The following is a 26,449-nucleotide window of genomic DNA, read 5'->3' as shown; positions in this document are numbered from 1 at the left end:
TCGCCAAACTGGCCGAATGCCGCGTGCAATCGTACACTCGGGCCACTCGTCGTTTTCAAGGTTGACCGCCTCGTGCTTTCCCGTCTGTTTGCCCTGCCCTGCTACCTGTTGATCGCCCTGCTCACTCTGCTGCCGCTCTCACCTGCGCAGGCCGTGGGCCTGCCCGGCCTGCTGGGCAGCGGCACCAAGACCCAACCCCAGGCAGAAGTGCCGCTGGGCCAGTCGCTGGACGAGGTGATCAAGACCCTCGAAAACGACCAGCAGCGCACCCAACTGCTGAGCGATCTGAAGAAACTGCGTGCCGCCACGCAAAAGGCCCAGCCGGCGGCCGAGCAAGGCGTGCTGGGGTTGATCGGCAGTACGTTGACGGGCCTCGAATCACAGTTTTCCGGGGCTGACAGCCCGCTGGGACGCTGGTCCAGTGAAGTCGACCAGGCCAGGGACGAATTGAGCGCCCTGATGCTGCCGGCCACTGAATGGCTGCCGATCATCTTTGGTTTCGCCTTGATCCTTGCGCTGTGGAGCCTGTTGGCTGCCGCGCTGATCTGGCTGAGCCACCGCCTGCGCGAGCGCTTTGGCCTGCCCGAGGAACTGCCGCAACACCCGCGCACCTGGGACATGCTGCGCTTCGCCCTGCGCAAGCTCGGCCCCTGGCTGATCGCACTGGTGATCACCGTGTACCTGAGCTACGCGCTGCCCTCGTCGCTGGGTAAATCCCTGGCGATGGTGCTGGCCTATGCGTTGGTGGTGGGCACCTGTTTCTCGGCGATCTGCGTGATTGCCTTTTCCCTGCTCGATGGCCCGCATCGCCATCGCGCGCTGTACATCCTGCGCCACCAGGCCTTCCGCCCGTTGTGGCTGATCGGCAGTTTCGCTGCGTTCGGCGAAGCCTTGAGCGACCCACGCATGATGCAGGCCCTCGGACAGCACCTGGCCCATACCGCCGCGACCGTGGCGAATGTGATGGCCGCGCTGTCCACCGGCGTGTTTATCCTGCGCTTTCGCCGGCCGATTGCGCACCTGATCCGCAACCAGCCGCTGTCGCGCCGCCTTAATCGCCGCGCCATCAGCGACACCCTGTCGATCATCGGCTCGTTCTGGTATCTCCCGGCACTGCTGCTGGTGGGCATCTCGCTGTTCGCCACGTTCCTGTCTGCCGGCGACACCAGCACCGCCCTGCGCCAATCGCTGCTGTGCACGGTGTTGCTGGTGTTGTGCATGGTCATCAACGGTCTGGTGCGCCGCCACGCCCTCAAGCCGATGCGCGGGCACAAGCGCCATGCGCTGTACTCCGAGCGCCTGAAAAACTTCGTCTACACCCTGGCCCACCTGGCGGTGTGGCTGGTGTTCATCGAACTGGGCCTGCGGGTATGGGGCCTGTCGCTGATTCGCTTTACCGAAGGCGACGGCCATGAAATCAGCGTCAAGCTGTTCGGCCTGGGCGGCACGCTGCTGTTTGCCTGGCTGATCTGGATCCTCAGCGACACCGCGATCCATCACGCCCTGACCCGCTCGCGCAAGGGCCTGGCCAATGCGCGTGCGCAGACCATGATGCCGTTGATCCGCAACGTGCTGTTCGTGACCATCTTCATCATCGCTGCCATCGTCGCCCTGGCGAACATGGGCATGAACGTCACGCCACTGCTGGCCGGTGCCGGTGTGATCGGCCTGGCCATCGGTTTTGGCGCGCAGTCGCTGGTGGCGGACCTGATCACCGGCTTGTTCATCATCATCGAAGACTCCCTGGCCATCGATGACTACGTGGACGTCGGCGGCCATCTCGGCACTGTCGAGGGCCTGACCATCCGCACCGTGCGGCTGCGCGACATCGACGGTATCGTGCACACCATCCCGTTCAGCGAAATCAAAAGCATCAAGAACTACTCGCGGGAGTTCGGCTACGCGATCTTCCGTGTGGCGATCCCCTACAACATGGAAATCGACGACGCGATCAAGCTGATGCGCGACGTCGGCCAAAAGATGCGCAACGACCCGCTGCAACGGCGCAATATCTGGTCGCCGCTGGAGATTCAGGGGGTGGAGAGTTTCGAGTCGGGCAGCGCGATCCTGCGCGCGCGGTTCAAGACCGCGCCGATCAAACAATGGGAGGTGTCGCGAGCGTTCAACCTGGCGCTCAAGCGGCAGCTGGACGAGGCCGGAATGGATCTGGCGACGCCGCGCTTGAGTGTGCAGGTGGTGACGGCGGGATTGGAAAAAGACAAGTCGCAAGGCAGCACGAATTAAAGGTTGGGGGGGCTTGCTCCCGATGGCTGAGTGTCAGCCGCTGCATGCATTGCTGACCCATCGCTATCGGGAGCAAGCCCCCTCCCATATTTTGATCTGTGGTGCCTAGGCCAACGCGGCGCCATCCATCTTCTGGCGCAGGCTCAACGGGCGCATGTCGGTCCACGTTTCTTCGATGTAAGCCAGGCACTCCTTCTTGAAACCGCTCTTGCCCACAGTGCGCCAGCCTTCCGGCACGGCTTTGTAGTCAGGCCAGATGGAATACTGTTCTTCGTGGTTGACCACTACCTGAAACAGGATGTCGTCGCGGTCAAATACTGAGGTCATTGCTGTTCTCCATCGCTCAAAGGCTGGCTGCGCACCACGCGCAGCGCTGATATCTGTAGAAACGTACCGGCCGTGGAAAAAATTAGAGGCCGGCGACGGCCGCTGCCAGGGCGCGGCCGAAGAGGTCGGCAACGCGGTCGACCTCGGCAGCGGTAATCACCAGCGGCGGCAGAAAGCGCACCACGCTGCCATGGCGCCCGCCCAGTTCCAGGATCAGCCCACGCTTGAGGCATTCGCGCTGCACCAGCGGCGCCAACTCGCGATGCACCGGCGGATGGCCCTGGCTATCGGGCGCACCAAGCGGGTCGACCAGCTCCACCCCCAGCATCAGCCCGCGACCGCGAATATCGCCCAGGTGCGGGTAATCGCGCTGCAGGATGCGCAAGTGCTCGCCGAGGCGCTCGCCCATCGCCGTCGCGTGGGCCGGCAGGTCGTGTTCCTTGAGGTAGCGCATCACCGCCGACCCCGCCGCCATGGCCATCTGATTACCGCGAAACGTACCGGCATGGGCGCCCGGCAGCCAGGTGTCGAGCCAGTCGCGATACACCACCACCGCCAGCGGCAGGCTGCCGCCGATGGCCTTGGACAGCACCACCACGTCCGGGATGATGCCTGCGTGTTCAAAGGCGAACATCTTGCCGGTGCGGCCAAAACCGCTCTGGATTTCATCGACAATCAACGCGACCCCTGCCTGCTGGGTGATGCGGCGCAAGCCACGCAGCCAGTCGAGATCGGCCGGGATCACACCGCCTTCGCCCTGCACCACTTCGACAATCACCGCCGCCGGCAGCAGCACCCCGGCTTCGGGATCGTTGAGCAAATTCTCCAGGTAATGCAGGTTGACCCGCACACCCTCCGCGCCACCCAGGCCGAACGGGCAACGGTAGTCATAGGGATAAGGCAGAAATTGCACGCCATTGCCGAGCAACGCACCCAAGGGTTTTTTCGGCCCCAGGCTGCCCATCAGGCTCAGCGCACCCTGGCTCATGCCGTGGTAACCGCCCTGGAACGACAGCACCGTGCTGCGCCCGGTGGCGGTGCGCACCAGCTTCAACGCCGCTTCCACCGCATCAGTGCCGGTTGGGCCGCAGAACTGGATTTTCGCTTCCCGCGCCAGCTCGGCCGGCAGCAGCCCGAACAGGTCCTGCACGAACTGATCCTTGACCGGCGTGGTGAGGTCCAGGGTGTGCAATGGCAACTCATCGGCCAGCACCTGCTGGATCGCCTCGATCACCACCGGGTGGTTATGCCCCAACGCCAGCGTGCCGGCGCCGGCCAGGCAATCGATGAAGCTGCGGCCCTCAACGTCTTCCACGTAGATACCCTTGGCCCGCTTGAGCGCCAGAGGAATGCGCCGGGGGTAACTGCGCGCGTTGGATTCCTGTTGGCGCTGGCGGGCCAGGAGTGGGGTTTCGTCGAACTGGTAGAGCGTTTCGGCGGGGTGCGCCGGGGTGGTTTCGATACGGCTGGTAGCGACTGACATCTTTCGAATCCCTCAATACGCTGTTTGGTTGCTTGAGTTGGAGACGCTTGAGGGTGGGGGGGATTTAGGGGGCTTTTTCGGTTAGTTGGGTGTATATCCCGCTCTTGCCCCACCACTCGGCACCTCGCCTGCGTGCGGCCAGCGTGGTTGACGGGGCGCCTGAGATCAAAAGCCGTGTTATATCCATCAGACCAATGGAGATCCAAATGTGGGAGGGGGCTTGCTCCCGATGGCAGTGGCTCAGCGACCAATAAGCTGACTGACACTCAGCCATTGGGAGCAAGCCCCCTCCCCCATTTTGTCTTCGACGTGAACCGCCGCAAGGGCGGACCCCTAAGCCGCCGTGACCTGAATAACGGATATACCCCCCATCAAAGCCCCCGATACTTCTCATTCAGGGCATACAAAATCGCACACGTCTCAGCATCCAAAACCCCACCATAATCCCGCCCCCGAAAATGCATCTGAAACGCCCGCGTTCGAAGCTCAAACCCCTGACGATTCGCCGCCGCCTTGTAGCCATACCGCTGAAACGCCCGCTCCAACTCCACCTCCGGCGGCAACCCGAGGTTGAAACGCCGCAGATACATTCTGCGGGTCGCCTCATCAAACCAGGCACCTACCCCCGCCTCGAACAAACACCGCCACGGCAACTGCGGCCCTGGATCACTCTTGCGCCAATACGCCACATCCGAATGCCCAAGAATGTCGGTCGGCCCCATCTGTGGGTACCGCCCAAGCACATCGCGCACCAGCGCAATCAATGCCTGCACTTGCTCCGGCGCATACGCAGGAAACGTGAACACCCCCTTGTCATCCCGCGCCAGGTTGACGATCTCCACACCAATCGAACGACTGTTGAGGTTGTCCCGCCCACCCCAATGGCTCACCCCGGCATGCCACGCCCGCTGGTCTTCCTCTACCAGGCGAAACACGCGCAACTCGTCATACCCGGCGCAGCGATAGCCGGATTCGTTCGGGTCGGGCAACAGGTAGTGGGCGCTCACCCCATCCTGGGTCAGGGTGCGCAACGAGGAGGCAAACGGCGCGGCGGTGTAGTGCAGGATTACCTGCTGCACCTGCTCGCCGTTGCGCTGGTTGAAACCCGTGGCGGGGAAACTGCTGTCAATGACCAACATAAGAACCATCCTTTTCAATACAGGCCGAATCGTTCAGCCCGTTCAAGCGCAAAAAAATTACCGCCATCCTGAAGGCTTGAACCCCAGGATGGCGGTAACTATCTGGCACCTGAAAAAACAATCAACGCCGCAGCGGCATGCCCAGTTCGACGCGCAAACCATCCGGCTGGCTGTCGAATTTCAATGAGCAGGAACAGCGCTGCACGATCGCCTGCACGATTGCCAGGCCCAGGCCACAGCCTTCGCTGTTGCCGTTGCGCCAGAAGCGCTGGGTCAGGTACTGCAGGTCTTCGCTGGAGATCTGCTTGCCATGGTCACGCACGCGAAAGATCACGCAGTCGGCGGCGGTCAGCACACTGAGTTCCACGCGGGTATCCGCCGGGGTATGGCGCAGGGCATTGTCGAGCAGGTTGCGCAGCGCGGCGACCGCCAGGCCCACCGGCATTTCCACCGGGGCGGCCGAGAGGTTGTCCGGCAGGATCAGGTCGATACGCCTGTTGTCACCGGCATTCGCATCCTGGATCGCCAGCCTGGCGACCTCTTCGGCGCTGGACTGCACACCATCGTCGAACGACAGGCTGCCCTCCACCCGCGCCAGCAGCAGCAATTGCTCGAGGGTGCGGTGCAGGCGGTCGGCGCCTGCCTCGGCATGGGCCAGCGACTGGTCGCGGGCCGCACCATCGGTCATGCGGGCCACTTGCAGGTGGGTCTTGATCGCCGTCAGCGGGCTGCGCAGCTCGTGGGCGGCGTCGCCGGTGAGGCGGCGCTCACGCTCGATGGTCTTGGCAATACGCTGCAACAGTTGGTTCTGCGTGTCGAGCAGCGGTTTGAGTTCGCTGGGCAACGGGTGAATCTGCAACGGCTCGAGGGAGTCGGCACTGCGCCGCATCAAGGCATCACGCATACGATTGAGCGGCAGCAGGCTCTGGCCGATGCCCAGCCATAACAGGCACAGACACCCCAGCATCGCCGCACCCACCGGCACCGAGGCCGCCAGCAGGATCGACGTGTTCAACGCTTCGCGCTCCGCATGGCGGTCGGCGGTGGTGATCAACAGGTCGCCACGGCTGAGGGTAAAACTGCGCCAGGCCACGCCGTCGATCATCTGGTCACGAAAGCCGCTCTGGTGCGACTCCAGGCCCTCGTCCGGGGTGGTGTGGCTGCGCGCGAGGACTTCCCCGCGCAAGGAGCTGACCTGACAGGCCATGCCACCGGGCACATGCAGGTGTTCGGCGCTGAAACGCGCGCCGCCACTGACACTGGCCAGGCCCGGCATCTGCTCGGTCAGCCCCGCCACCATGCGCGCCGATGCGACCAGACGCTGGTCGAGGGAAAACATCATCTGGTTACGCAGGTCGTTGAGCATCCAGGTCGCCGCCAGCGCCCAGATCAACACAAAAGCGGCGCCCAGCTTGAACGTCAGGCGCAGGCGCAGGCTTTTCACGAAACCTTCTCTCCCTCATCAGGGCGACCTTCATCGGCAGCGCCCAAACGATAGCCAAGGCCACGCACTGTTTCGACGATGCCATTGCCCAATTTGCGCCGCAGGTGATGGATATGCACATTGAGCGCGTTGCTCTCCAGCTCGTCGCTGAAACCGTAGACGCTGTCCTTGAGCTGTTCGCTGGAAAGCACCCGGCCCTTGTTGTGCAGCAGGGCCTGCAACAACGCCTGCTCGCGGCGCGACAGGTCCACCGGCTGGCCGCCAAGGAAAGTCTCGCGGCTGCTGGGGTCGTAGGCCAGGCGGCCATGTTCGATCAGGTTGACGCTGCGCCCCGCCACCCGGCGCAGCAGGGTTTGCAGGCGGGCGGCGAGTTCACGCAGGTCGAAAGGTTTGAGCAGGTAGTCGTCGGCACCCGCTTGCAGGCCGTCGACACGGTTGGTCACCGAATCCCGTGCGGTGAGGATCAGCACCGGGATTTCCAGGCCCTGGCTGCGCTGTTGCTGCAGCAGCTTGAGACCGTCTTCGTCGGGCAGGCCAAGGTCGAGCACCATGATGTCGAACGCTGCTGCCTTGAGCATCGCCCGCGCCGCGCCGGCGCTCGCCACGCGCTCCACGGTGAAGCCCTGGGCGGTGAGACCGGCCACAATGCCGCTGGCGATCAGTTCATCGTCTTCACAGACCAGTACGTGCATGCTGAACCCTTCATGAAAGATGGCGTGATTAGAGAATGCAGGGATTAAGCGCGCATTATGCCGCCAATGTTGGCAACACCCGCTGATCCGTACACTCTAGAATAGCGCCCGGTTAATCATCGGTTAATCAACGCCACACATTGTGTGCCTCAACTTGTACGGGATTAAGGCTTGACCATGCGGCATCTGTTTACCTTTTTGCTGGTAATGCTTGCGGGATTGGCCCAGGCCTCGCCTGGCAACCCTTTCGACACCAAACCCGATTTCCTCCCGGTGGGCAAGGCGTTCACCTTTACTTCCGAGCGCCTGGAAAGTGGCGAGACCCAGCTGTATTGGCAGATTGCCGACGGTTATTACCTGTACCAGCAACGCATGAAGTTCGAAGGCCTCGCCGAAAAGCCGACGCTGCCCAAGGGCGAAGCCCATAGCGACGAGTTCTTCGGCGAGCAGGAGGTGTATCGCCAGGGCCTGGAAGTGAAGATCCCCGCCGGTGCCACCGGCCAGCTCAAGCTCGGCTGGCAGGGCTGCGCCGATGCGGGCCTGTGCTACCCGCCGCAATCGATCACCGTCGACCTGGGCGGCAACCCGGCCGTAGCTGCCACCGCCCAGGCTCAGGATCAGAGCCTGGCCAGCGGCCTGCAAGAGCGCAGCCTGGGCTGGAGTGTGCTGGCGTTCTTCGGCCTGGGCCTGTTGCTGGCGTTTGCCCCGTGTTCATTGCCGATGCTGCCGATTCTTGCCGGGCTGGTGGTGGGCAGTGGCGCCAGCCCACGTCGTGGCCTGGCCCTGGCCGGCAGCTACGTGGTGTGCATGGCGCTGGTGTATGCCGCGCTGGGCGTGCTGGCCGCACTCGCCGGCGCCAACCTCGCCGCGTTGTTGCAAACCCCGTGGATCCTCGGCAGTTTCGCCGCCCTGTTTGTGATCCTCGCTTTGCCGATGTTCGGCTTCTTTGAACTGCAATTGCCGACCTTCCTGCGTGACCGCCTGGACAACGCCAGCCGCCAGCAAAGCGGTGGCAGCCTGGTGGGCGCCGGCATCCTCGGCGCCTTGTCCGGGCTGCTGGTGGGCCCGTGCATGACCGCGCCACTGGCCGGCGCGCTGCTCTATATCGCCCAGAGCGGCAATGCGCTGCATGGCGGTCTGATCCTGTTCGCCATGGGCATCGGCATCGGTGTGCCGCTGTTGCTGCTGGTGACCGTGGGCAACCGCTTCCTGCCCAAGCCGGGCACCTGGATGAACGTGCTCAAGGGCATCTTCGGTTTCCTGTTTCTGGGCACGGCCGTGCTGATGATTCGCCCAGTGGTCGGCGACAGCCTGTGGCTTGGCCTGTGGGGCGCACTGGCGCTGGTGATGGCCTACTGCGGCTGGGGCCTGGCCCGTGAATACGGTCTGGCCGCCAAGGTATTTGGCGCCGGCTCCGTGGTGCTGGGCCTGTGGGGTGCGGTACTGGTGGTGGGTGCAGCCGGTGGCAGCGACGACCTGTGGCAACCGTTGAGCGTCTACAGCGGCTCGCGCGCCGCTACCGCCGAGGCACACGACGCCTTCACCACGATCAACGACCCGGTCGCCCTGCAAAATCAGCTCGACAGCGCCAGGGCCCAGGGCCAGTGGGTGCTGGTGGACTACTACGCCGACTGGTGCGTGTCGTGCAAGATCATGGAAAAACAGGTGTTCGGCAACGCCGAGGTGATGCAGGCCCTCAAGGACGTGCGCCTGCTGCGCCTGGACGTCACCGCCGACAACGCCGCCAGCCGCGAACTGCTCGGCCGCTACAAGGTGCCGGGGCCGCCAAGCTTCGTGTGGATCGGCCCCGACGGTGAAGAGCGCCGCGCCCGGCGCATCACCGGTGAAGTCGACGCCGACGCCTTCCTGCAACGCTGGACTCAGACCCGGGACGCCCGCTGATGCTGACCCTGACCATCGGCACCTTCGCCATCGCGCTGAATCACATCCTGCTGATCAGCGCGCTGATTCTCGCCACCCTGGTGGGCTGGCGTGTGGCCAAGCGTGGCGGTGAGAACCCCGAGTCGGTGCTGTTCAGCCTGTTTCTGCTGGGCATGCTCGCGGCGCGGGTGAGCTTCGTGCTGATGTACTGGAGTGACTATCGCAACGACTGGCTGCAGATGGTCGACCTGCGCGACGGCGGTTTTCTCGCCTGGCCCGGCATCATCGCGCTGGTGCTTGCCGCCCTCGCCTACGGCTGGCGCCGCCCGGCCCTGCGCAAGCCGCTGAGCGCGGGCGTCATCACCGGGCTGTTGTTCTGGGGCATTACCAGCCTGTCGCTGAACCTCTACGACAAGGGTTCGCAACTGCCCTCGATCACCCTGCGCACTGCCGATGGCCAGGAGGTGCAACTTGCCGATTACAAAGGCGGCCCGCTGGTGATCAACCTGTGGGCCACCTGGTGCCCGCCGTGCCGTCGCGAAATGCCGGTGCTGGAACGCGCGCAACACCAACGGCCCGACGTGACGTTCCTGTTCGTCAACCAGGCCGAAAGCATGCAAAGCGTCAGCACCTTCCTGGCCACCCAGGGCCTGACCCTCGATAACGTGCTGTTCGATGCCAGCGGCCGTCTCGGCCAGGCCGTGGGCTCCATGGCCTTGCCGACCACCTTGTTCTACCAAGCCGATGGGCGCCTGATCAACAGCCACCTGGGCGAGTTGTCCCAAGCCAGCCTGGCCCGCGCCATGGAACCCTTCGACACTGCACCGCAAAGGAAACCGACATGCCAAGCCTCCGCTACCTGCTGACCCTGCTGCCGCTGACGCTCGCGGCCACCCTGGCCCAGGCCGAAGACTGGCCGGCCCCGATCAAACAGATTGAAGCCAAAGGCGCAAAGATCCTCGGCAAGTTCGACGCCCCCAGCGGCCTGACCGGCTACGCCGCGCAATACCAGAACCGCGGGATGGCCCTGTACCTGACCGCCGACGGCAACAGCGTGCTCGCCGGCAACCTGTACGACGCACAGGGCAATGACCTGAGCAGCGCGCCCCTGGAAAAACTGGTGTACGCGCCGATGGCCAAGGAAGTCTGGGCCAAGATGGAAAAAAGCAGCTGGATCCAGGATGGCGATAAAAACGCGCCGCGCACCGTTTACCTGTTCAGCGACCCCAACTGCCCGTACTGCAACATGTTCTGGGAGCAGGCACGCCCGTGGGTAAACGCCGGCAAGGTGCAGTTGCGCCACATCATGGTCGGGATTATTCGCGAGGACAGCCCCGGAAAATCCGCGGCCCTGTTCGCCGCCAAGGATCCGCAAAAAGCCTTGGAGGAACACGAGGCTGCCGGCAAGGCCAGCAAGTTGCAGGCGCTGGACAAGATCCCGGCCATTATCGAGGCCAAGCTCGACGCCAACATGAAGTTGATGGAAGAGCTGGAGTTATCGGCGACGCCGGCGATTTTCTACCTGGATGACAAAGGCGGCCTGCAACAACAGCAAGGCGCCCCGTCGCCGGACAAGTTGGCGAAGATACTTGGGCCCAAATAGGCGGCGTCCGGGCTGACGCTATCGGGAGCCAGCCAGCTCCCACACTTGACTGTATTCACACATCAAATGTAAGAGCTGGCTGGCCTGCGATGAGGCCAGAACAGACAGAAGCGGTTAAAGCCCCTCCAACTCGGCCATCAAATCACTCAACCTGCCCACCTTCTCCACGCTGATCTCATTGCCCGCCAACCCCTCGATATACTCGGCCAGCTCCGCCACCGTACTGCACTCGAACATCGCCCGCAGCGGCACGTCGCGTTGCAGGGTTTTCTGCACCCGCGAGGCGATCTGTGTGGCGAGCAACGAGTGGCCGCCCAGTTCGAAGAAGTTGTCCTGCACCCCTACTCGCTCAACCTTGAGCACCTCGGCCCAGATGGCGGCCAATGCCTCTTCCAGCGCAGTGCGCGGCGCCAGGTAGTGGTGGCTATGCAACTGGCCGATCTCCAGGGCCGGCAGCGCGTTGCGGTCGAGCTTGCCATTGGCGTTCAGCGGCAGGCGGTCAAGCCAGAGCCAGTGCAGCGGCACCATGTATTCCGGCAGCTCGGCGCGCAGGCGTTGCTTGATGCGATCCAGGCGTTCGCCGGGGTCAAGCGCCGCGTCGGCGGCCACCAGGTAGCCCACCAGGTGTTTGCCGTTGACGCCCTCCTGCACGCCCACCGCCGCGTCGCGCACTTCGGGTTGCTCGTGCAGACGCGCTTCGATTTCACCCAGCTCGATACGGTAACCGCGAATCTTCACCTGATGGTCGATACGTCCCACGTATTCCAGCACACCATCGCTGCGGCGACGGGCAAGGTCACCGGTGCGATAGAGACGCTCGCCCGCCGCGCCGAACGGGTTGGGCACAAACGCCTGGGCGGTGCGCAACGGATCGCTGACATAGCCACGGCCCACACCGGTGCCGGCCACACACAACTCGCCCACGGTGCCTTGCGGCACCAGGTCCAGCGCACCGTCCAACAGGTACAAACGGTTGTTGTCGGTCGGCGTGCCAATCGGCAGGTACGTGCCGCGTGTCGAGGCCAGGTCGACGCGGAAGAACGCCACGTCGTCCGAGCATTCAGCCGGGCCGTAGGCATTCACCAGGCCAATCTGCGGATAGCGTTGCAGCCATTGATGCGCCAGCTCCGGCGGCATCGCTTCACCCGTCGGCAGCATCCAGCGCAGCCCGTCCAGGCTGACGCGTTCCTGGGCCAGCATGCCCTGGATCAGCGACGGCACGCTTTCCAGCACGGTAATGCCTTGGGCCTGCACATGTTCGAGCAAGCCCTGGGGATCATGGGCGATGGCATTCGGCACGATATCCACACGCGCGCCGAACAGCGGCGCCGCGAGAAATTGCCACACGGAAATATCAAAGCTTTGCGAGGCGGTCTGCGCGATGACATCCGCTGGCGACAGGTCCAGGTACGGCACCTTGCTCAACTGGTTATTGAGCATGCCACGCTGTTCGACCATCACGCCTTTGGGCTGGCCGGTGGAGCCCGAGGTGTAGATCACGTAGGCGAGGTTATCCGGTGCGCTGTAGATGCCAGGATTTTCACCACGGGCCGGCACCTCCTCCCACACCAGCAACTGGCAATCGGTGCCATCGAGTAACTCGATGGCCTGTTCGCGACACGCTTCACTGCACACCAGTAACGGCGTGCGGCTCAGCGCGAGGATGCGGCTCAGCCGCTGAGCAGGCAGGCCCGGGTCCAGCGGCAGGTAACCGGCACCGGCCTTGAAGCTGCCGATGATCATGCCCAGCAGGTCGAGGTTGCGCTCGGCCAGCAATGCCACCGGTTGATCCACGCCGACACCCGCGCTGATCAACGCATGGCCCAGGCCGTTGCTGCGGCGGTTCAGTGCCTCATAGGTCCATCGCTGGTCCAGGCAACTGGCGGCAATGCGCTGCGGATGCTGCGCCACCTGTTCTTCGAACAGCTCAACGTAGCTGCGCGCCAGCGGGTAATCCTGTGCGCTCTGGTTACAGCCCTCCACCAGGAAAGCACGCTCCTGCTCGCCGATCAGCGGCAGGTCGGTCATGTCGCCGTGAAAGCCCTGCATCAGCGCCAGCAGCAGGCGTTTGAACTCACCGAGCATGCCTTGCACGGTGGTTTCATCGAAGTAACGCTGGTCGTAGGACAGGTGCAAACCGAGGTCATCGCCTGGATAGCACACCGCCGTCAGCGGGAAATTGGTGTGGGTGCGGCCGGAATCCGAGGTGGCGTTCAGGCTCTGCGCGCGGTCCAGCACCGAGGTGTCCACCGGGGCGTTTTCGAACACGAACAGGCTGTCGAACAGCGGCTGGCCCTTGGGCAGTTCGCTGTGTTCCTGGATCGTCACCAACGGCAGGTATTCGTACTCGCGCAGTTGCATGTTGCTGTCGAGCAGGTCGCTCAACCACTGGCGCACGCTGCAGGGCTGGTCGTCCTCGGGCAGTTTCACCCGCAGCGCGATGCTATTGATGAACAGGCCAACAGTGCGTTGCATCTCGGGCATGTCCACCGGGCGCCCGGCCACGGTGACGCCGAACAGCACGTCACGCTCGCCGCTCACACGCCGCAATACCAGGGCCCACGCCGCCTGGGCAAAGGTATTGACGGTCAGTTGATGGGCCTGGGCCAGTTCGCGCAGTTGCGCGCCGTCACGGGCATCCAGTCGGGTGTAGCAGTCGCCCACCAGCATGCCGCCGCTGTGGCCTGCATGTTCGCGCAGGAACGGCCGGTCGCTGGGGATCGGCGTGGTGCGCTCGAAACCCTGCAGGTTGCGCTGCCACCACTGGCGCGCTTCGTTGAGGTCCTGGCGTTGCAGCCAGGCGATGTAGTCACGGTAACGTGGCGGCGTGGCCAGTTGCGCCGCGCGGCCTTCGCCGAGGGCGAGGTAGATCTCGAAGAAGTCGTTCATCAGCAGCGAACGGCACCAGGCATCGATGAGGATGTGGTGGTTGCTCATCATGAACCAGTAGCGCGCTTGGCCCACACGGATCAGGCGCAGGTGGAACGGCGCCTGGTTGAGCAGATCGAACCCGGCTTCGCGCTCCTGCTTGAGCAACGCTTGCAGGCGCGGCTCGTGCTGGTCTTCGCGGTCGCCGCTCCAGTCCAGATACTCGATCGGCGTGTTGCCGGGTTTGTGGATCACTTGCAGCATGTCTTCGCCGACGTTCCAGCAGAACGACGCACGCAGGGCCTCGTGGCGTGCGATCACCGCTTGCCAGGCCTGGGCGAAACGCTCGGGGTCGAGCACGCTGTCGATGCGGTAGCGGTCCTGCATGTAATACAGGCCGGTGCCCGGTTCGAGCAGGGTGTGCAGCAGCAGGCCTTCCTGCATCGGCGTCAGCGGGTAGACGTCTTCGATCCGGTTCGCCGCCACCGGCAGGCTGTCGAGCTGCCCCTGGTTCAGGTGCGCCAGGGGGAAGTCGGACGGCGTGAGGCCAAAAGCTTCGTCTTCCAGGCAATGGGCGATCAGGCCTTGCAGCTCGGCCAGATACCCGTCGGCCAGCGCGCGAATGGTCTGCGGCTCATGGCGTTCGCGGCTGAAGGTCCAGCGCAGCACCAGTTCGCCGCCGTACACCTGGCTGTCGACGCTCAGCTCATTGGGCAGCGGCGCGTCCGGGTCGTGCGCCAGGCCGGCCGACTCATTCAGCGGATGGAACAGCGCGTCGCTGCCAAAGCTCTGGTCGAACTGGCCGAGGTAGTTGAAGGTAATGGGCGCATCCGGCAGCGCCGCCAGGGTCTGTTGGCACAGGTCGTCGGCCAGGTAACGCAGTACGCCGTAGCCCAGGCCTTTGTGCGGCACGCCGCGCAGTTGCTCCTTGATCGCCTTGATCGAATCGCCCTGCGCAGCCGCCGGCGTCAGGCGCACCGGATAGGCGCTGGTGAACCAGCCAACGCTGCGGGTCAGGTCGATGTCATCGAACAGCGCTTCGCGGCCGTGGCCTTCCAGTTGGATCACGGCCGAGTCGTGGCCGCTCCAGCGACACACCACCCGCGCCAGGGCGGTCAGCAGCAGATCGTTGACCTGGGTGCGGTAGGCGCTCGGCGCCTGCTGCAACAACTGGCGGGTGCGCTCGGCATCCAGGCGCACGCTGACCGTCTCGGCATCGCGGTTGCGCAACGCGCCCTGTGGTCGCGCCACCGGCAACAGCGAGGCAGGCCCGGCCAACTGACGTTGCCACAGGCTCAACTCTTCACGCAGGGATTCGCTATGGGCATACGCCTGCAAGCGTGCCGCCCACTCGCGCAGCGCGCTGGTCTTGGCCGGCAGGCTGACGGAGCGGCCTTCGCTCAGTTGGCGATAAACGTTCTGCAGGTCTTCGAGCAACACGCGCCACGACACGCCATCCACCACCAGGTGATGGATCGCGATCAGCAGCCGTTGCTGCCCCTCGGGACCGTCGACCAACAACGCGCGCAGCAGCGGGCCATGTTGCAGATCGAGGCTGCGCTGGGTTTCGGTGAACAGTGCGACGCAATGCGCCATGTCCTGCACCTGCGCCTGCATCAGCACGCCACCGTGCGGCACGCCCAGGTGTTCGGCGTGCCACTGCGCATCGCGCCGGGTGAAGCTCAGGCGCAGTGCATCGTGATGTTCCAGGACCGCCAGCAACGCCTGCTCCAGGCGATGAGGGTCGAGCAATTGCAGCGGCTTGAGCAGCAACGCCTGGTTCCAGTGCTCGCGCGCCGGGATGTCGGTGTCGAAGAACCAGTGCTGGATTGGCGTGAGCGCCGAGGCGCCCGTGAGCAACCCTTGCTCGGCCACTACCTGCTCGGCACGCGTGGCGACGGCGGCCAGGGCGTGCACGGTCTGGTGCTGGAACAAATCGCGCGGGCTGAAGTGAATTCCGGCCTGACGCGCGCGGCTGACCACCTGGATCGACAGGATCGAATCGCCGCCCAGTTCAAAAAAGTTATCGTCGAGGCCAACCTGTTGCACGTTCAACACCGCGCACCAAATGGTGGCCAGGGTGCTTTCCAGTGCGGTGCGTGGCGCCACGTACTGTTGGCGATTCGCTTCGGGATCGGGCTGCGGCAAGGCGCGGCGGTCGAGTTTGCCGTTGGCGGTGAGCGGCATGCTGTCGAGCACAATCAGGTGCGCAGGCACCATGTAGTCCGGTAACTGCGCCTTGAGGTGCGCCTTCAGCGCATCGCGCAACGCGCCGTGCTGCGCATCGCTGACCCAATAAGCGACCAGCTGTTTGCCGCTCGGCGCATCCAGCGCCAGCACCACCGCTTCACGCACGGCCGGGTGTTCGAGCAGGCGGGTTTCGATCTCGCCCAGCTCGATGCGAAAGCCACGAATCTTTACCTGATGGTCGATGCGGCCCAGGTACTCGACCAGTCCGTCGGCACGCTGGCGCACCAGGTCGCCGGTGCGGTAAAGGCGACCGCCCTTGCGGGCAAACGGGTTCGCGACAAAACGCTCCGCCGTCATGCCCGGCCGTTGGTGATACCCCTGGGCCAGACCGGCACCGCCGACGTACAGCTCGCCGGTTGCGCCTTGCGGCACCAGCGCCAGGTCGGCGTCGAGAATATAGGCGACGCGCGCGCCGATAAGGCTGCCGATCGGTACGCTGGCAGCACCCTCCTCCAGTTGCTCCGGCGCCAGGCTGGCGAGCGGCATCACCACGGTTTCGGTCGGGCCATAGGCATTGAAAAACACCTGCGGCTGGAACGCGGCACGAATGCGCTGCAGGTGTTCACCAGTCAGCGCTTCGCCACCGGTGATGCACATGCGCACCGGCAACGTCTGCTGCTGCGTGGCCAGCCATTGCGCCAGCTGGCTGCCGTAGCTGGGGGTAAAGCCGAGAATATTGATGCGATGGGTACGGATCAGCGCGCAGATTTCCTCGGCATCCCACTGCCCCTGGGCGCGCAATACCACCTGCGCGCCGCTGAGCAGCGGCACCAGCAAACGCTCGGTGGCGGCGTCGAAGTTGATCGAATAAAAATGCAGCTCGCAGTCGTCCGCACGCATACCGAAACGCTCGATCACTGCCTGGCAATGCATGGCGATTTCACCGTGGGACACCACCACGCCCTTGGGTTTGCCGGTGGAGCCCGAGGTGTAGATCAGGTACGCCTGGTGTTGCGCCAGGCTGATAAACGGCAGCTCATCGGCCGGGTAGTTCGCCAGCGCCGGCAGGTCATCTTCCAGGCACCAGCAGGCCACCGTCGCCGGCAATGGGCCAAGGGCTTCGAACATCGCCGCATCGCTGAGCAACAGGCCGATGCCGCTGTCTTCGATCATGTAGTGCAAACGGTCCAGCGGATACTCCGGGTCCAGCGGCACGTAAGCGCCGCCAGCCTTGAGGATCGCCAGCAAGCCGATGACCATTTCCAGTGAGCGCGGCAACGCCAGGCCCACTCGCACCTGCGGGCCCACGCCGCGCTCGCGCAGTACCCAGGCCAGGCGATTGGCGCGCGCATCGAGTTCTGCGTAGGTCAGGGTTTCACCGGCAAAGGTCAGCGCCGGTGCGTCGGCACGCTGACGCGCCTGCTGGCTGAACAGCTGCTGGAGGCACTGGTCGAGACGGTGCTCGCCGGCTTCAACCCCGAGGCTGTCCTGCAATGCACGCTGCTCTACCGCGGTGAGCAACGGCAATTCGCTGAGGCGCTGCTGCGGATCGGCGATCAGCGCTTCGAGCAGGTTGCGCCAATGCGCGGCCATGCGTGCAATGCGTGGTTCATCGAACAGGTCGGTGCTGTAGGTCAGGCAGCAACCCAGGCGATGGTCGAGGTCGGTGACTTCCAGATTGAGGTCGAACTTGGTGGCGCGCGCATCGTTGGCCAGGTACTCGACGCTCATGCCGGCCAACTGGCGGCTTTGCTGGAATTCCCAGCGCTGCACGTTGCACATCACTTGGAACAGCGGGTTGTACGCCGCGCTGCGTGGCGGTTGCAGGGCTTCAACCAGGTGGTCGAACGGCAGGTCCTGGTGGGACTGGCCCTCGATCACCGTATGGCGCACCTGCTCGAACAGCTCGCCGACGCTCATCTGCCCGTTGAGCCGGCAGCGCAGCACCTGGGTGTTGAGGAACGCGCCGATCAGCCCTTCGCTTTCCGGGCGAATGCGGTTGGCCACCGGCGCGCCGATGCGCAGGTCGGTCTGGCCGCTGTAGCGGTAAAGCAACACGGCCAGCGTCGCGGTCATGGTCATGAACAGCGTGAGGCCGCGTTTGGCGTTGAACGCACGCACGCGCGCCGCCAGATCATCGCTCAGATCAAAGCGATACAACTCGCCACGATGGCTCTGCACGGACGGCCGTGGACGGTCGCCGGGCAGCTCCAGCAACGGATGCTCATGGCCGAGTTGCGCGGTCCAGTAATCGAGCTGGCGCTGACGCTCGCCGGCTTCCATCCACTGGCGTTGCCACACGCTGTAGTCCAGGTATTGCACGGGCAGCGGCGCCAGCGGCGAGTCGCGCTCGTCGATAAAGGCTTCGTACAGGGCGCTCAGCTCACGGGCAAAGATGTCCATGGCCCAGCCTTCAGTGACGATGTGGTGCAGGGTCAGCACCAGGTAGTGTTCCTGCTCGGCGGCCTTGACCAGGCAAGCGCGCAGCAACGGCCCGGTTTCCAGGTTGAAGGGGGTGTGGGCTTCGTGATCGGCCAGTTGCTGGATGCGTTGCTGGCGCTCGGTTTCGTTCAGCGCCGAGGCATCCTGCCAGTCCATGCGCAAGCCGGTTTGCGCCGCGACCCGCTGATACGCCACGCCATCGACGCTCGGGAACGTGGTGCGCAGGGTTTCGTGGCGCATGATCAAGGCCTGCAACGCCGCCTCGAACCGTCCCACATCCAGCACGCCGCGCAGGCGCGCCATGCCGCCGACATTGTAGGCCGGGCTGTCGGGCTCCATTTGCCAGAGGAACCACATGCGCTGCTGGGAGTAGGACAGCGGCACTTTCTGGCTGCGGTCGACCAGGGCGATGGCGGTTTGCTGATTGCGCTGGCCGGCGCCCTGGATCCGCGCAACCTGCGCGGCAAAGGCGCCCAGCTCGCTGGCGTCGAACAGGGTGCGCAATGGCAGTTCGACGTCGCAGGCCTGGCGGGTGCGCGAGATGATTTGCGTGGCCAGCAACGAGTGGCCGCCGAGGGCGAAAAAGTCGTCGTGCAGGCCGATGCGCGGCAGGCCGAGCACGTCGCGCCAGATCGCGGCGATTTGCTGCTGCAACGCTGATTGCGGCTCGACGTGTTCGCGGGAGTGCCACACCGGCTCCGGCAATGCGCGGCGGTCGAGTTTGCCGCTGGGGCTCAGGGGCATTGCGTCCAGGCGCATCAGCACGGCAGGCACCATGTACTCCGGCAGCTCGGCAGCCAGGGCGGTTTTCAGCGTATGAGCGTCCAGCTCGGCATGGCCGGTGTAGTAGCCGATCAACTGCGCATCGCGCACCAGCACCACGGCCTGGGCGACACCGGCCTGGGCGAGCAGGCGCGCCTGGATTTCTTCCGGCTCCACGCGAAACCCGCGCAGCTTCACTTGCTGATCCAGACGGCCGAGGTATTCGAGCACGCCGTCAGTGCTCCAGCGCGCGCGGTCACCGGTGCGGTACAGGCGCGTGCCTGCCTCGCCCAGCGGGTCGGCGACAAAGCGTTCGGCGGTCAGCCCGGCACGGCCCAGGTAACCCCGGGCCAGGCCGCTGCCGCCGATGCACAGCTCACCCGGCACGCCGGCCGGCAGCGGGTTGAGCTGCGCGTCCACTACCCGACAGATCACGTTGCCCAGCGGCCGGCCAATCGGCGAGCGCTCGCCATCGGCCACCGCGCAATGCCAGTGAGTGACGTTGATCGCGGTTTCCGTCGGGCCATAGCGGTTGTGCAACTGCACCGCCGGCAATTGCGCCAGCACGCGGTTGCGCAACTCGGCGGGCAAGGCTTCGCCGCCCGAGAACAGGCGACGCAGGCTGGTGCACTCGGCCGCCAGCGGTTCGTCGATAAACACCTGCAACAGTGGCGGCACGAAGTGCAGCGTGGTCACGCCATGTGCCTGCACCAACTGCGCGATGCGATGAGGATCGCGATGCTCGCCGGGCCCTGCCAGCACCAGACGGCACCCGGTGATCAATGGCCAGAAGCATTCCCACACCGACACGTCGAAACTGATCGGCGCCTTTTGCATCAGCACGTCAGTGGCGTTGAGCTGATAGGTGGCCTGCATCCACTGCAAACGCTCGGCCAGGGCCGCATGGGTATTGCCCACGCCCTTGGGCTGGCCGGTGGAGCCGGAGGTGTAGATCACGTAAGCGAGATTGTCGCCGTGCAGGTGCAGGCCGGGCGGCTGGGTTGGCCAGCTGTCCAGGTGCAGGCTGTCCATGGCGATGACGCACACCCCTTCGGCGCTGGGCAGTTGCGCCAGCAGTGAGGTCTGGGTGAGCAGCAGGTGCACGCCGCTGTCATGCAGCATGTAGGCCAGGCGCTCGGCCGGGTAATCCGGGTCGAGCGGCACGTAGGCGCCGCCAGCCTTGATGATCGCCAGCAGGCCGACCAGCAGCTGCGGCGAGCGCTCGGCGGCGATGGCCACGCACACGTCCGGGCCGACGCCTTTGTCGCGCAGGTAATGGGCCAGGCGGTTGGCCTGGGTGTGCAGTTGGGCAAAGCTCAGGCTGCCGTGCTCCCAGACCAGCGCGGTAGCGTGCGAGGTGTGCTGATTGAGCAACTCGGGCAGCCACTGGGTGGCAGGCGCACAGGGCGCGGCGCTCCAGTGGCGCTGCTCGTCCTGAAGCATCAGCGGCAAATCGCCGATCGCCTGTTGTGGCTGCGTGCAGGCGGCTTGCAGCAGCGTGAGGTAGTGTTCGGCGAGGCGCTGGATGGTTGCGCCATCGAACAGCTCATCGGCGTAGTCGAACGCCAGGCTCAGGCGCCCATTGCGGTCTTCTTCGCTGTGCAGCTGCAGGTCGAACTTGGCTTCGCGGCTGTGCCATGGCAGCTCATCGGCGAGCATGCCGGGCAGGCGGCGCAACGCACCGAGATCACGTTGCTGGTGGTTGAACATGACCTGGAACAGGCCCTGTTCGCGGGCCTGGGGGAAGGCTTCCAGCAATTGCTCGAAGGGCAGGTCCTGATGGGCCTGAGCGCCGAGGGCGGCCTGGCGGGTCGCCGCCAGCAGCTCATTGAATGGCAGGCGCCCGTCCAGCTCGGCACGCAGCACCAGCGTGTTGATGAAGAAGCCGATCAGCCCCTGGGTTTCCTGGCGCGGACGGTTGGCGCTGGGTACGCCGATTCGGATATCGCGCTGGCCGCTGTAGCGATGGAGCAACGTCTGGAATGCGGCGAGCAATAGCATGAACGGCGTCGACTCATGGGCCTGGGCCGCTTTACGCACCGCGTCGCTGAGGTCGGCGCTCAGGCGCACGCTGTGGCGCGAGGCACTGTGACGGTGATGGGCCGAGCGTGGGTGGTCGGTGGTCAGGCTCAGGGCCGGATGCTCATCACCAAGCCGAGCCTTCCAGTACGCCAGTTGCCGCTGGCCTGCGCCTTCGGCCAACCATTGGCGCTGCCAGCTGCCGTAATCGGCGTATCGCTGGGTCAGCGGCGGCAGCTCCAGAGGCTGGCCCTGGGCGGCGGCGGCGTAGAGGCGCGAGAATTCATCAATAAGGATATTCAGCGACCAACCGTCGGCGATGATGTGGTGCAGGGTCACCAGCAAGTGGTGCTCTTCATCGTTCAGACGCACCAGGGTCACCCACAGCAGCGGCCCCTTTTCGAGATCGAACCGGGTATGCGCCTGCTCCTCGCGAATCTGCTGCGCGCGGGCGTCACGCTCATGGGCGGGCAGGTCGCTGAGGTCGATGACGTGCAGCTCGAACGCCACGCTCGCCTCAATGCGCTGAAAGGCCTGGCCGTCGCGCTCGTAGAAGCGCGTGCGCAGCGCTTCGTGGCGCTGCACCAGGTACTGGAAGCTTGCGCGCACGGCGTCTTCATCCAGCTCGCCGCGCAAACGCAGCGCGCCGGGGATGGTGTAGGCGCTGCTGTCAGGCTCCAACTGCCAGGTGATCCACAGACGGTTCTGCGCCAGGGATTGCGGCAGTTCGACCTCACGCGGCAGGGCCTGAATCGCGCCTTCGGCGACGCCGCCGTCCAGCTGCAAACGGGCGACGCTGGCGGCAAAAGCTTGCAGGGTGGGCGCTTCGAACAACAGGCGCAGGTTCAGCTCCAGCCCCAGGCTTTCACGCAGCCGCGCGACCACCTGGGTGGCGGTGATGGAGTTGCCGCCGAGCAGGAAGAAGTGATCGTCGGCAGCGACCTCGTTGACCTGCAGTTGCTCGCACCAGATCGCGGCGATCTGGTGTTGCAGGTTGGATTCCAGCACCGCATCACCGGCCTGCACGTGCAGGCCGGGGAACTGCGCGTAGCTGTCGAGGCTGCCATCGGCGTGACGAAGCGCGCAGGCGGCGCGCTGCACTTTGCCGCTGGAGGTCTTGGGCAGCGCACCCGGATTGAGCAGCACCACCACGCTCGGCGCCTGTTGATACGCCTCGGCCACGGCCTGGCGAATGGCTTTGATCAGCGCTTCGGGCGGCAGAATCTTCTGCACGCTGCGGCTGATTTCGGCGGCGATGCCGATACCTTCCAGGCCCTGGTCGTTTACCGCAAACGCGGCAACCCGGCCCTTGCGCACCACTTCCACTTCGCGCTCGATGGTCCGTTCGATGTCCTGCGGATACAGGTTGTGGCCGCGCACGATCAGCAGGTCCTTCAGACGACCGGTGATGTACACCTCGCCGTCGCGGATGAATGCCAGGTCACCGGTGCGCAGCCAGGTGCGGCCAGCGTGCTGCACGAAAGTGTTGGCGGTGGCTTCAGGGTTGCGCCAGTAGCCGTGGGCGATGCTCGGGCCGCTGGCCCAGAGTTCGCCGACGTGGTTGTCCGCCCGTTCGCTCAGGGTATGCGGGTCGGCGATCAGCACAGCGTGGTCAGGCTGACCGGTGCCGCAGCTCATGATCGCGCTGCCCTGCCCCGGTTCGGCACGGTTGGCGGCCAGGGCCCGATCGTCCACCCGCAGCGCCGGGATGCCCTGGCCACGGCGGCCACCGGCGACAAACAGGGTCGCTTCGGCCAGGCCATAGGAGGCGAAGAAGTTGTTGGCGCTGAACCCGCAGGCGGCGAATTTCTCGGCGAAGCGTTCCAGGGTATCGAGGCGGATCGGTTCGGAACCGGAATAGGCCACGCGCCACCGGCTCAGGTCGAGGCGCTCCAGCGCGGACTCGCTGACCCGTTCGCTGCACAGGCGGTAGGCGAAATCCGGACCGCCGCTGATGGTGCCGCCGTATTCGCTGATCGCTTCCAGCCAGCGCAACGGCCGGCCGAGGAAGTAGGCCGGCGACATCAGCACGCAGGGCACGCCGCTGAAGATCGGTTGCAGCAGGCCGCCGATCAGGCCCATGTCGTGGTACAGCGGCAGCCAGCTGACGATCACGTCGTGTGGGTTCAGGTCGATGCCAAAGCCACGGCGGATCAGCACTTCGTTGGCCACCAGGTTGCCGTGGCTGACCTGTACGCCCTTGGGCAGTGCGGTGGAGCCGGAGGTGTATTGCAGAAAGGCGATGTCGTCGGGCTGCAGCTCGGGGGCGGTCCAGTCGCCGGCGCCCGGCAAGGTATCGACGCTGAGTATCGGCGGCGCGTTTTCAATCTGCGCCAGGCCCTCGGCGAGGCTGGCGATGGTCAGCAGCAGGCGCGGTTCGGCATCGCTGATGATTGACAGCAGGCGCTCCTGGTGATGACGCCGGGTGGACTCCGGCGGGTAAGCCGGCACCGCGATCACCCCGGCGTACAGGCAGCCGAAGAACGCCGCCACATAGTCCGGCCCGCTGGGGAACAGCAACACTGCACGATCACCCTGTGCGGCGCTGGTTTGCAGGGCGGCGGCGATGGTGCGCGCGCGCAGGTCGAGGTCACGGTAACTGAGCACCACGTTGTGCTCGGCGGACTCGGCGAGGAAACGCAGGGCGACCTGGTCCGGAGTCTGCGCGGCGCGGCGTTGAAGGGACTGGACCAGGGTGCGGGGAAGTTCGAAGGCGTCCATCATGGGGTTCCTGCCTGAAATCGGCTTGCGGTAAATCGGGAAATAGGGGGGTTGTCAGCCGGCGGCCAGCTGCCGCGCCGCACCATTGCGCCAGCGGGCCAGGTGGTCTTCGGCGTAGCGGCGCAGGCAGCGCAGCACCGCGCTTTCGTGCTGCATGAGAAAGAAGTGGTGACCGTCGAACATGTCCAGGGAAAAACCGCTGGCGGCGTCGAGTTGCCAGTCGAGCAACTGGTCGGCGCGCACGCTGTCCTGTTTGCCGCCGAACACATGGATCGGCAGGCCCAGCGGCTCACGCTGGCCGTAGACAAAACTGCCGCACAGCAGGAAGTCGGCGCGCAGGATCGGCAGCATCAGTTGCATCAATTCGGGGTTGGCCAGGGCTTCTTCGGCGGTGCCCTGCAGTTCGCGCAGACGGGCGATCAGTTGTTCGTCGGTCTTTTCGACGGCGTATTCGCTGACATCCCTGGTGGCAGGGCCGGCCGTGCCGGAGGCAAACAGCGCCAGCGGCGCGGGCACGTTGAGGGCGCGCAAGGCGTGGGCCAGTTCGAAGGCCAGCAGGCCGCCGAGGCTGTGACCAAACAAGGCGTATGGGCCGCTCACGTCGCGGCTGATTTCCTCTGCAAGCTGCGCGGCCAGAGCCTTGATGTCGCGCTGCAACGGCTCGTCCATGCGCATGCCGCGGCCGGGCAATTCCAGCGGGCACACGTGCAGCCAGTCCGGCAGGGATCGACGCCAGCGCGCATACACCATGGCGCTGGCGCCTGAGTAAGGCAGGCAAAACAGCCGCAGTCGGGTTGGCATACTCATCGAGCCGGAACTCCAGACAGAGACATGCTGTGTGCACGGTACAAACCCATTGCGTCCTCCTGCGGGTGCTGATCCATGGCCGTTTTCCAACGGGCCTGTCACCCAGAAGAACGGACGGCACCGGCAAATAATTAGTCGTCGACGGCGAGCGAGAGAGACTCACTGCAAACAGGCAAGGCCAAGATTAGTTCGTCTTCTCATTTGACAATCATTATCATTAAGCATAATTTGTTGCCCGATGTGTAGGAGGCCTCAGCAAGGAAGCCCTCCCCTAACCTATTCAGCAGCCAGGTGATTTCCATGACGGAACAAGTATTCTCAGGCCGGTGCGACTCACCGCTTCTCCAGGCCTTTGTCGACAATCGGCTGATTCTGGTGAAGATCGCAGCACGTATCACCGGGTGCCGCTCCCGGGCCGAGGATGTGGTGCAGGACGCTTACTTCCGACTGCAATCGGCGCCGACGATCACGTCATCGTTCAAGGCCCAGTTGAGTTACCTGTTCCAGATCGTGCGCAACCTGGCCATCGATCACTATCGCAAGCAGGCGCTGGAGCTCAAATATTCGGGAACCGAAGAGGAAGGCCTGAATGTGGTGATTCACGGCGCGTCACCGGAAACCTCGCATATCAATTTCAACACCCTGGAAAACATCGCCGACGCCCTGACGGAGCTGCCCCAGCGCACCCGCTACGCGTTCGAGATGTACCGCCTGCACGGCGTGCCGCAAAAGGATATCGCCAAGGAACTGGGGGTTTCGCCGACGCTGGTGAACTTCATGATCCGCGACGCGCTGGTGCATTGCCGCAAGGTGTCGGGCAGCCATAGCGATACGTTTGCGCGCCGGGTCTGATAGACGACACGCATTCATGTGGAAGGGGGCTTGCCCCTTTCCACATTTTGATTTGTCTTTCGCTTCAGTGCGCTGGCATCACGTCGATGCGATACGGCTCGAAAATCTTCAACAGCTGGCCGCTGTCGCGCAGGCGCTTGAGCAACTCGGCGAACGCTTCCCCGCTGATCGGCGCGTTCGGCCGCAGCAGTGCATAGTGGTGATACACCTGGTCAACGCGTTCGGAGACCAGGTATTGCCGGGCCATGTCGGCATTGCGCACCAGAAAATCACTCAGGTAGGAGCGCGTCACCAGCGCGATATCCGCCCTGCCGCGCGCGACCATCAGCAGGTTGCTGTCGTGGGAGTAGGTCAACGTCGCGTTGAACTGCTCGGCCATGAACCTGGGGTCAGGGTTGAAGTTGGCAAAGGCATAGTGGTAGCCACTGAACACCGCCAGGCGCTTGCCCTTGAGGTCGGCGAAATAGTCCTGGTCGCGCCCGGACTGTCGCTGGGCGACGAACACCTCGGCATCTTCCAGGCCCATGTCGACGGTGGTATGGGGGATTTCCTGCCAGCCCCAGTCGGGATTCTCGAAGATGGCCATGTCGATCCGGCCTTGCTCAAGGTCGCGAAAACGCCGGGGGATCGAGGTGGGCACCAGCACAAAGCGGTAGTCGGCCTGCGTGGCATTCAGGGCTTCGATCAATTGCGGCAGCAGGCCGGTGTCGGCGCCCTGCTCGGGGCGTACGGTGTAGGGCGGGAAATGCGCGGCGCCGATCCTGACCACTTGCGCGGGATTGGTCTGCGCCCACCCTGCGGTGCCCAGTGCCCATAAAGTCAGTCCTGCAGCCAGCCGCCATGGCGAAAACATCAAGGCACACACCGTTCGATTCTCTGATGGCGATAAGCTAGGCGTTTTTGTCCGCGGAGACAACTTTGTACTGGCAAATTAATAGTTTGCGTCTCCATCGGCGTAGCGCACCGCCCGCCGCG

At 64.6% G+C, this 26,449-nt stretch carries 13 protein-coding genes; 5 read left to right on the top strand and 8 right to left on the bottom strand.

The window, feature by feature from the left end; all coding sequences use genetic code 11:
* The first annotated feature begins 72 nt into the window (after window positions 1-72).
* Window positions 73-2,244, top strand: a complete 2,172-nt coding sequence (locus tag LUB09_RS03220) for a mechanosensitive ion channel family protein (RefSeq protein ID WP_209983385.1) — start codon at window positions 73-75, stop codon at window positions 2,242-2,244.
* A 105-nt stretch (window positions 2,245-2,349) separates the two neighbouring features.
* Here LUB09_RS03220 and LUB09_RS03215 read toward each other — a convergent pair whose 3' ends face one another.
* The 5 genes from LUB09_RS03215 to LUB09_RS03195 form a co-directional block, all read right to left on the bottom strand.
* Window positions 2,350-2,571, bottom strand: coding sequence for an MbtH family protein (locus tag LUB09_RS03215; RefSeq protein WP_057008136.1), 222 nt, complete (start codon window positions 2,569-2,571; stop codon window positions 2,350-2,352).
* Window positions 2,572-2,653: 82 nt separating this feature from the next.
* A complete protein-coding gene (locus LUB09_RS03210) occupies window positions 2,654-4,054 on the bottom strand; it encodes an aspartate aminotransferase family protein (protein ID WP_209983387.1) in 1,401 nt (466 codons plus the stop codon).
* Window positions 4,055-4,425: 371 nt separating this feature from the next.
* Complete coding sequence (locus tag LUB09_RS03205; protein ID WP_209983389.1) at window positions 4,426-5,193, bottom strand: N-acetylmuramoyl-L-alanine amidase; 768 nt, start codon at window positions 5,191-5,193, stop codon at window positions 4,426-4,428.
* Window positions 5,194-5,314: 121 nt separating this feature from the next.
* Window positions 5,315-6,637 (bottom strand): ATP-binding protein, encoded by a 1,323-nt coding sequence (locus LUB09_RS03200; protein ID WP_231421602.1) that lies wholly within the window; start codon window positions 6,635-6,637, stop codon window positions 5,315-5,317.
* Window positions 6,634-7,329 carry a response regulator gene (locus LUB09_RS03195; RefSeq protein ID WP_209983393.1) on the bottom strand — a complete coding sequence of 232 codons (696 nt, stop codon included), beginning with the start codon at window positions 7,327-7,329 and terminating at the stop codon, window positions 6,634-6,636. Before LUB09_RS03195 ends, LUB09_RS03200 begins: the two co-directional genes overlap by 4 nt.
* A 177-nt stretch (window positions 7,330-7,506) precedes the next feature.
* On the opposite strand from LUB09_RS03195, the gene dsbD reads away from it, so the two are divergent.
* The 3 genes from dsbD to dsbG are packed head-to-tail and all read left to right on the top strand — an operon-like array spanning window position 7,507 to window position 10,813.
* Window positions 7,507-9,231, top strand: a complete 1,725-nt coding sequence (dsbD, locus tag LUB09_RS03190; RefSeq protein WP_231421601.1) for a protein-disulfide reductase DsbD — start codon at window positions 7,507-7,509, stop codon at window positions 9,229-9,231.
* The gene (locus LUB09_RS03185; RefSeq protein WP_231421600.1) at window positions 9,231-10,076 is read left to right on the top strand and encodes a TlpA disulfide reductase family protein; all 846 of its coding nucleotides are present in this window, start codon (window positions 9,231-9,233) and stop codon (window positions 10,074-10,076) included. Before dsbD ends, LUB09_RS03185 begins: the two co-directional genes overlap by 1 nt.
* Window positions 10,052-10,813: a thiol:disulfide interchange protein DsbG gene (gene dsbG, locus LUB09_RS03180; protein ID WP_231421598.1), complete on the top strand. Its 762-nt coding sequence runs from the start codon at window positions 10,052-10,054 to the stop codon at window positions 10,811-10,813. The genes LUB09_RS03185 and dsbG overlap by 25 nt, the downstream gene beginning before the upstream one ends.
* 114 nt (window positions 10,814-10,927) lie before the next feature.
* On the opposite strand, the gene LUB09_RS03175 is transcribed toward dsbG, so the two are convergent.
* Both LUB09_RS03175 and LUB09_RS03170 read right to left on the bottom strand, forming a co-directional pair.
* A complete protein-coding gene (locus LUB09_RS03175) occupies window positions 10,928-23,818 on the bottom strand; it encodes a non-ribosomal peptide synthetase (protein WP_231421596.1) in 12,891 nt (4,296 codons plus the stop codon).
* 51 nt (window positions 23,819-23,869) lie between these two features.
* Complete coding sequence (locus LUB09_RS03170; protein ID WP_231421594.1) at window positions 23,870-24,622, bottom strand: thioesterase II family protein; 753 nt, start codon at window positions 24,620-24,622, stop codon at window positions 23,870-23,872.
* A gap of 300 nt (window positions 24,623-24,922) precedes the next feature.
* Between LUB09_RS03170 and LUB09_RS03165 the strand changes: the two genes are divergently transcribed.
* Window positions 24,923-25,474, top strand: coding sequence for an RNA polymerase factor sigma-70 (locus LUB09_RS03165; protein WP_209983405.1), 552 nt, complete (start codon window positions 24,923-24,925; stop codon window positions 25,472-25,474).
* A gap of 64 nt (window positions 25,475-25,538) precedes the next feature.
* Here the strand turns inward: LUB09_RS03165 and LUB09_RS03160 are convergent, their stop codons facing one another.
* On the bottom strand, window positions 25,539-26,327 hold the full coding sequence (locus LUB09_RS03160) for a substrate-binding periplasmic protein (RefSeq protein ID WP_209983407.1): 789 nt from the start codon (window positions 26,325-26,327) through the stop codon (window positions 25,539-25,541).
* Window positions 26,328-26,449: the final 122 nt, after the last annotated feature.

It is taken from the genome of Pseudomonas sp. Leaf59 (assembly GCF_920984685.1).
Taxonomy (GTDB): Bacteria; Pseudomonadota; Gammaproteobacteria; order Pseudomonadales; family Pseudomonadaceae; genus Aquipseudomonas.
The sequence above is the reverse complement of the archived record's forward strand: the minus strand, read 5'-3'. Positions and strand labels throughout refer to the sequence as shown.

What these genes read in the sequence shown, in the direction of transcription:
- LUB09_RS03165 (WP_209983405.1), top strand. Translation starts at nt 24,923, where the DNA reads ATGACGGAACAAGTATTCTCAGGCCGGTGCGACTCACCGCTTCTCCAG.
- LUB09_RS03175 (WP_231421596.1), bottom strand. Translation starts at nt 23,818, where the DNA reads ATGATGGACGCCTTCGAACTTCCCCGCACCCTGGTCCAGTCCCTTCAA.
- LUB09_RS03185 (WP_231421600.1), top strand. Translation starts at nt 9,231, where the DNA reads ATGCTGACCCTGACCATCGGCACCTTCGCCATCGCGCTGAATCACATC.
- LUB09_RS03210 (WP_209983387.1), bottom strand. Translation starts at nt 4,054, where the DNA reads ATGTCAGTCGCTACCAGCCGTATCGAAACCACCCCGGCGCACCCCGCC.
- LUB09_RS03205 (WP_209983389.1), bottom strand. Translation starts at nt 5,193, where the DNA reads ATGTTGGTCATTGACAGCAGTTTCCCCGCCACGGGTTTCAACCAGCGC.
- dsbD (WP_231421601.1), top strand. Translation starts at nt 7,507, where the DNA reads ATGCGGCATCTGTTTACCTTTTTGCTGGTAATGCTTGCGGGATTGGCC.
- dsbG (WP_231421598.1), top strand. Translation starts at nt 10,052, where the DNA reads ATGCCAAGCCTCCGCTACCTGCTGACCCTGCTGCCGCTGACGCTCGCG.
- LUB09_RS03195 (WP_209983393.1), bottom strand. Translation starts at nt 7,329, where the DNA reads ATGCACGTACTGGTCTGTGAAGACGATGAACTGATCGCCAGCGGCATT.
- LUB09_RS03160 (WP_209983407.1), bottom strand. Translation starts at nt 26,327, where the DNA reads ATGTTTTCGCCATGGCGGCTGGCTGCAGGACTGACTTTATGGGCACTG.
- LUB09_RS03215 (WP_057008136.1), bottom strand. Translation starts at nt 2,571, where the DNA reads ATGACCTCAGTATTTGACCGCGACGACATCCTGTTTCAGGTAGTGGTC.
- LUB09_RS03170 (WP_231421594.1), bottom strand. Translation starts at nt 24,622, where the DNA reads ATGAGTATGCCAACCCGACTGCGGCTGTTTTGCCTGCCTTACTCAGGC.